The sequence below is a fragment of the Microcoleus sp. K5-D4 genome, from assembly GCF_036704575.1.
GTDB lineage: Bacteria > Cyanobacteriota > Cyanobacteriia > Cyanobacteriales > Microcoleaceae > Microcoleus.
The window spans coordinates 102,963-109,392 of record NZ_JAUBSD010000007.1 but is presented as its reverse complement, the minus strand read 5'-3'; the positions used below and the strand labels follow the sequence as shown (position 1 = coordinate 109,392).

Annotated in this window: 4 protein-coding genes; all 4 read left to right on the top strand. The window is 47.2% G+C overall.

Translation table 11 applies throughout. The features are described from left to right. Positions 1-240: 240 nt before the first annotated feature. The 4 genes from QUA77_RS04350 to QUA77_RS04335 all read left to right on the top strand — a co-directional run bounded on the left by QUA77_RS04350 (position 241) and on the right by QUA77_RS04335 (position 6,274). Entirely contained in the window at positions 241-606 is a 366-nt protein-coding gene (locus QUA77_RS04350) for a four helix bundle protein (protein WP_333449359.1), read from the top strand. A gap of 249 nt (positions 607-855) precedes the next feature. Beyond that, complete coding sequence (gene nirB, locus QUA77_RS04345; protein WP_333449358.1) at positions 856-3,420, top strand: nitrite reductase large subunit NirB; 2,565 nt, start codon at positions 856-858, stop codon at positions 3,418-3,420. 184 nt (positions 3,421-3,604) lie between these two features. Beyond that, positions 3,605-3,964 (top strand): nitrite reductase small subunit NirD, encoded by a 360-nt coding sequence (nirD, locus tag QUA77_RS04340; RefSeq protein ID WP_333449357.1) that lies wholly within the window; start codon positions 3,605-3,607, stop codon positions 3,962-3,964. A 216-nt stretch (positions 3,965-4,180) separates the two neighbouring features. Continuing rightward, positions 4,181-6,274 carry a HEAT repeat domain-containing protein gene (locus QUA77_RS04335; RefSeq protein ID WP_333449356.1) on the top strand — a complete coding sequence of 698 codons (2,094 nt, stop codon included), beginning with the start codon at positions 4,181-4,183 and terminating at the stop codon, positions 6,272-6,274. Positions 6,275-6,430 lie beyond the last annotated feature (156 nt).

Genomic DNA, 6,430 nt, shown 5'->3' with positions numbered 1-6,430 from the left:
TAGCTGGTATTTATAATTATGAACTTTCTTTGAAGACAAATTAGCCATCGCCTGAGACTTTCGCAAGAGGTCTAATACACAAGATTGCAAAAGTCCTTTTAATCACATTTTCGGACGGGTTCTCCGGTCCATCATAGCTATTTTTGCAAGAGGTCTAATGACTAATGACTAATAAGTAGTGTCAGCTAAAAACTGTCCACTATCAACGGTTCACTGTCAAGTATTAAGTATCAAGTATAAATGACTTATAACTCACCACTCAAAAATAAATCTTTTGCTTTTGCCATTAGAACGGTAAACCTATATAAATACTTGTCTATAAATAAAAAAGAATATGTATTGTCAAAACAACTACTACGATCGGGAACAGCTATCGGTGCATTAGTTAGAGAATCAGAACAAGCCGAAAGCAAAACCGATTTTATTCATAAACTAGCGATAGCCCTCAAAGAAGCCAACGAAACAGAATACTGGATATTGCTACTTCGAGAAACCGATTATCTCACCCCAAAAGAAAGTGAATCAATGTTAAACGACCTAAAAGAACTCCTAAAACTACTAACCAGCATCATCAAAACAACCAAACAAAAACTCAATGACAGTTGACAGTGAACAGAAGCACAGTGGATCTTTACCGAACAATCTCCAGGCCTGTGAATTATCAACTGTCCACTGTCAACTGTCCACTGTCAACTGTCAACTATCAACTGTCCGCAGACATCATGCAAAAATGCAATCGGGAGTATTCGACAATTGCATAAACATCCATTTTTTGTATATATAAGTACAAAAATTTACAATAAAGTCTTATATTAATAAACCCAACGACTGATAAACGGGATAAAAGAGATTCTAATGACAGCCAAAAAAAACCTCATTGTAATCGGCAATGGCATGGTAGGTCACAAGTTCCTAGAGTTAATGGTCAGCTCGGATGCTGCCAAAAACTGGAATTTAATTACTTTTTGTGAAGAACCGCGCGTTGCTTACGATCGCGTAAACCTCAGCGGATTTTTCTCTGGCAAAACAGCGGGAGATTTGTCTCTAGTTGCACCTGGATTTTATCACGAAAACGGCATCCAAATTCATATCGGCGACAAAGCAATAGCCATCAATCGCGAACAAAAAACAGTCTCTTCAGCCAATGGTTTAGAAGTTCCCTACGACAAAATTGTTCTGGCCACCGGTTCCTATCCATTTGTGCCATCAATTAAAGGCAAAGACGCTACAGGAACTTTTGTTTACCGGACAATTGACGACCTGGAGGCGATGTCAGATTACGCTAAAAATTGCCGAATTGGTGTAGTAATTGGCGGCGGCTTGTTAGGTCTAGAGTGTGCTAACGCTCTGCAAAATATGGGTCTAAAAACTCACGTTGTTGAGTTTGCGTCGCGGCTGATGCCCGTGCAAGTTGACGAAATTGGCGGGGCAATTCTCCGCAGCAAAATAGAAGAGTTGGGGGTTTCGGTTCACACCAGCAAATCAACCACAGAAATTGTCAGCGAAGATGGCAAAGTTACTAAAATGCTGTTTGCTGACGGTTCGGAATTGGCAACAGATATGATAGTGTTTTCTGCTGGCATTCGCCCCCGCGACGAAATTGCAAGAAGTTGCGGTATAGAAGTAGGAGAACGCGGCGGCATTGTGATTAATGATAGCTGCCAAACTTCCGATCCTGACATTTATGCGATCGGAGAATGCGCGCTGTATCAAAATCGCATCTACGGCTTAGTTGCGCCTGGGTATACAATGGCAAGCGTAGCGGTAGATATTTTGAGCCGTGCAGCGGATGACGGGCAAGATGCCCGTCCCACAAGCACTTTTACAGGTGCGGATATGTCCACTAAACTCAAATTATTGGGGGTGGATGTCGCTAGTTTTGGAGATCCTTTTCCCAAGTCTGCCGATGCTAAAGAAATTGTTGTTGCTGACACCTTCCAAGGTATTTACAAAAAATTAGTTTTAAATCAAGACGGCAGCCGAATTTTAGGCGGAATTCTCGTGGGAGATGCTTCGGCTTACGGCACTTTGCTGCAATTTATGCAAAATGAAATTGCTCTGCCGCCGCATCCCGAAGATTTGTTAATGCCACCGCGAGAAGGGGGAACACTGGCAGGTTTTGGAGTAGATAGTTTGCCGGATTCTGCTCAAATTTGTTCTTGCAATAATGTTACCAAAGGGCAGATTTGTGAAGCGATTCGCGATCGCAATTTAACCGATGTTGCCAGCGTCAAGAAATGTACTCAAGCTGGTACCGGCTGCGGCGGCTGCGTGCCTTTGGTGACGGATATCTTCAAGTCGGAGATGAAAAAAGCTGGGTTCGCCGTCAAAAATCATCTCTGCGAACATTTTGAATATTCCCGTCAAGAATTGTACCATTTGGTGCGCTCTCAAGAGATTAAAACCTTTGAGGAATTGATTGAAAGACACGGCAAAGGTAAGGGTTGCGAGATTTGCAAGCCTGCTGTGGGTTCGATGCTGGCTTCTACTTGGAACGACCATATTTTAGAGAAGTCTCACGTCGGTTTGCAAGATACAAACGATTACTTTTTGGCAAACATTCAGCGCGACGGTACTTATTCGGTGGTGCCGCGAATACCGGGGGGAGAAATCACGCCGGATAAGTTGATTGTTTTGGGGGAAGTTGCCAAGGATTTTGGGCTTTATACTAAGATTACTGGCGGACAACGGATTGATTTGTTTGGGGCTCGGGTGGATCAATTGCCCCATATTTGGCGTCGGTTGATCGATGCGGGATTTGAGTCGGGACACGCTTACGGTAAGGCTCTGCGTACTGTAAAATCTTGTGTTGGTAGCACTTGGTGCCGCTTTGGCGTGCAGGATTCAACGAGTTTGGCGATCGAAGTTGAATTGCGGTATCGCGGTTTGCGATCGCCCCACAAGCTCAAATCTGCTGTCTCTGGTTGCACTCGCGAATGCGCGGAAGCTCAAAGCAAGGATTTTGGGATAATTGCGACAGAGAATGGTTGGAATTTGTACGTGTGCGGCAATGGTGGTATTAAGCCACAGCACGCGGTTTTGCTGGCGACGGATATCGATAAGGAAACGCTGATTAAGTATATCGATCGATTCTTGGTTTTCTACATCCGCACGGCAGACAGATTGGAACGCACTGCTACTTGGTTGAACAAGCTTGAGGGCGGCATTGAATACTTGAAACAGGTGATAATTGAGGATTCTCTGGGCATTTGTGCTGAATTAGAAGCGCAGATGGAACATTTAGTGAATACTTATCAATGTGAGTGGAAAACGACGATTGAAGACCCACAAAAGGTGCAGCGGTTCCAGCATTTTGTGAATTCCGATTTGCCCGATCCGAGTATTGTTCGTGTTGCGGAACGGGGACAAACGCGGCCTGCTAACGAACATGAAAAGGCTCTGGTTGGAGTTTCGGAATAATCGATCCCCCCTAGCCCCCCTTAATAAGGGGGGGGACAAGAGTATTAATCTCGTTCCCCGGCTCTGCCTGGGAATGAATTCCGGGAGGCTCTGCCTCCTCCCGCGAGGCGAGGCAGAGCCTCGAAACCTACGTTCCCAGCCGGAGACTGGGAACGAGATTGAAGTAAATTAACAGGAAAAGAAGATGGTTCAATCATTACAAGTTTCCGATACAGTAACAACTTGGGTAGATGTGTGTTCTCTCGATGCGATCGCCCCTTATACTGGAGTTTGCGCTTTAGTTAAAGGCGAACAGGTGGCGATTTTCCGAGTGGGAAACGCGGATGAAGTTTATGCGCTTAGCAATTACGACCCGTTTAGCAAAGCTTTTGTTTTGTCACGGGGACTTGTGGGCGATCGCAACGGCACTCTCAAAGTTGCTTCTCCCATTTACAAGCAAAACTTTAGTCTCACTACCGGGCAATGTCTGGATGATGAAACGGTAAAGATTCCTACTTTTGCGGTTCGGGTTGTAGCCGATCGCGTCCAAGTAGCTGTTAGTTAGATTCAGGGGCTTAATTGTTCGATCGCCATCCGCCACCACCTAACATTCCTGTGGGTGCTGGCGGATTTTGCCTTGGGGCCCTCCCGACTCAGTATTTTTCGTATAAAATAGAGTCGATTGGTTCCATACTCCAGCATCGCTCAAAAAATCTCAACTAATATCGGAGCTGATGCGAGGATTTTCAATGCAAACAAACTTCAGGGGCAGGGTATCGGTATGTTGTTAAAAAAACTTGTTTCCGAAAATAATCCCCAGACTGTAGCAGAGTTAATCCATGCCCAACTCAAAATCGGTCAACTGACTGGGGGCGAACTCAACATACAAGTTTTCGGCCAGCACTGGCGGGACGAATCTTTGCACGAAGTCCTCAGAGAAATTGCAGTTAAGCTCGACAAAGAAACAGCGAGCCAAATTATAGAATATCTCACAGATCAAAACGGTCAACAAGAAAAATTTATTAATTTGTTTTTAGCAGCGCAATGCCTGTTAAAAGTTAAAAATGATGTTAATAAAAAAACCGCCAAAAAACTGTTAAATGCTTTAAAAAAGTTATCGCAATACGGTACGGGTTTCCTGATTCTTTATCAAAGCGCTCAAGAATTGCAGGAAACTTATCAAATTCGCAATCGATCGATCGCGGCGATCGCCCAAACTTGGAAAAACGACCCGCAAACCCTGCCCTGGCTGAAAATACTCGCTCACTCCACCGACTGTGGCGAAGTCCGAGCCACAGCAGTCGAAGCAATAGCCCGTGGTTGGCCAGAGCAGCCTGAAATTTACCTGATGCTCAAAAACCTCGCTAAATCAGATGGAAGCTGGGCAGTGCGATCGACCTGTGTGCGAGAAATGGCTTGTGGTTGGCCAGACACGAGCGATACCTTGCCGCTGCTGACTGCCTTGGCTCAGTTTGATCAAAGTCCCGCAGTTCGCACCGCAGCACTCGAACAATTGGCCTCTAATTGGCCCGATCGCACAGATACCTTGCTGCTGCTGAGAACCGCGGCTGAATCAGACGAAAATTTGGGAGTGCGAGTCGCAGCGTGGCAAGAAATAGCCAGAGGTTGGCACAGCGTTTTAGGCACGGCATCTTTGCTCACAAACCTTGCCCAGACAGGAAGTTCTATCCTGCGAACCGTAGCGGTGCGTGAGTTGGCAGCGGGCTGGCCTGCTGCAGCCGACGTTTGCCTGCTGCTGAAAACCCTAGCCGAATCCGACAGCAGCAAAGAAGTGCGGACAGCAGCCTTAGAAGAATTGGCATCGCACTGGCCCGACGAACCAGACATTTACCCGCTGCTGAAGACTAAAGCCGAGTCCGACGCGAGTTCGAGTGTCCGGCGCTCCGCAGTGCAAGCAATTGCCTCTGGCTGGCCCGGGAACCCCGAAACTCTGACTTTTTTGAAAAATATAGCATTGGGCGATCGCGACGCCGACCTGCGCGAAATAGCCCTACAACAGATAGCCGCAGGTTGGCCCGACCACCCAGAAACCCTGCCCCTGCTGCAAAAAATAGCTGATTCCGAGGATTACTGGACTGTGCGGCAAGTAGTAGTGGAGGCTGTCGCCGCACTGGCGTCAGGAAGTCTCGAAGTCTTTGGCTGGTTGCAAAATCTCGCCGCGTCAGACAGACACCTGAACGTGCGAGAAACTGCGGTGGCAGAGATCGCAAAACGCTGGTCTCACCGGGGCGAGACGCTGCCTTTCCTCAAAAGCCGGGTCGAGTTGGAGCATGATGCTCACCTGCTGAGCGTGCTGATGCGATCGATCGTGCGGGGGTGGCCCGACGACCCGGAAACCTTGTCTTGGGTGAAAATTCAGCTCGATTCTGGGGAAGCGCTGGTGCGGCAAGCGGCGGTGCTTGAACTCGCTTACAACTGGCCAGAAAATCCTGAAACTTGGATGCTGCTGGAGGCTCAAGCAGAGGGTGATGAGAGTCCCGCTGTCAGGCAAATCGCTTTGCAAAAGTTAGCCCGGGGGCGAACAAATCAGTCGCAGATTTTTGAGTGGCTGAAAATTAGAGCTCAAAAGGATGAAGATTCGCAGGTGCGGGCGATCGCCCTGGTAGAGTTAATGCGGGGATGGAAAGATGAGCCGGGAATGTTTGAGTTTTTGCGCGATCGGGCTTTGAGCGATGTTGACAATCAAAACGGTTCTTTTCCTTACAATCCCAGGTTTACAGCACTCGAAGCGATTATCGAACATTATCCCGAAAATCCCGGAGTTGTGCCTTTGTTGCGATCGCTTGCAGTTTCCGACGCCGACGAGCAAATCCGTGCCTTAGCGGGTCGCCGGCTGTGCAGCCAAGACTGGTAAACCGAAACAATCGCCTTTTTTGATATCTGCTGCGGTTATCCGGATGATCACCGCTTTTGATGGTAGATGAATTTGCTTTGGTCTAAAAGATAGTTTGCGCCGGAGCAACCAGTTCTTAGTTTCATTTTTGTTGACCATTTAAGCAATATCTAAAGG

What these genes read in the sequence shown, in the direction of transcription:
- QUA77_RS04350 (WP_333449359.1), top strand. Translation starts at nt 241, where the DNA reads ATGACTTATAACTCACCACTCAAAAATAAATCTTTTGCTTTTGCCATT.
- nirB (WP_333449358.1), top strand. Translation starts at nt 856, where the DNA reads ATGACAGCCAAAAAAAACCTCATTGTAATCGGCAATGGCATGGTAGGT.
- nirD (WP_333449357.1), top strand. Translation starts at nt 3,605, where the DNA reads ATGGTTCAATCATTACAAGTTTCCGATACAGTAACAACTTGGGTAGAT.
- QUA77_RS04335 (WP_333449356.1), top strand. Translation starts at nt 4,181, where the DNA reads ATGTTGTTAAAAAAACTTGTTTCCGAAAATAATCCCCAGACTGTAGCA.